The organism is Haloferax sp. KTX1, from assembly GCF_902410085.1.
GTDB lineage: Archaea > Halobacteriota > Halobacteria > Halobacteriales > Haloferacaceae > Haloferax > Haloferax massiliensis.
In genome coordinates this window covers 1-392 of the sequence record NZ_CABPRH010000342.1, presented here as the reverse complement: position 1 = coordinate 392, position 392 = coordinate 1, and the positions used below count along the sequence as shown (strand labels likewise).

Annotated in this window: 1 rRNA gene; it reads left to right on the top strand. The window is 55.6% G+C overall.

The features are described from left to right. A 23S ribosomal RNA gene (locus FY251_RS22125) occupies positions 1 to 392 on the top strand; the annotation flags it as partial.

Sequence of the window (392 nt, the reverse complement as noted above, 5' to 3'; positions counted from 1 at the left end):
ATCTACGCATGGACAAGATGAAGCGTGCCGAAAGGCACGTGGAAGTCTGTTAGAGTTGGTGTCCTACAATACCCTCTCGTGATCTATGTGTAGGGGTGAAAGGCCCATCGAGTCCGGCAACAGCTGGTTCCAATCGAAACATGTCGAAGCATGACCTCCGCCGAGGTAGTCTGTGGGGTAGAGCGACCGATTGGTGTGTCCGCCTCCGAGAGGAGTCGGCACACCTGTCAAACTCCAAACCTACAGACGCTGTTTGACGCGGGGATTCCGGTGCGCGGGGTAAGCCTGTGTACCAGGAGGGGAACAACCCAGAGATAGGTTAAGGTCCCCAAGTGTGGATTAAGTGTAATCCTCTGAAGGTGGTCTCGAGCCCTAGACAGCCGGGAGGTGAG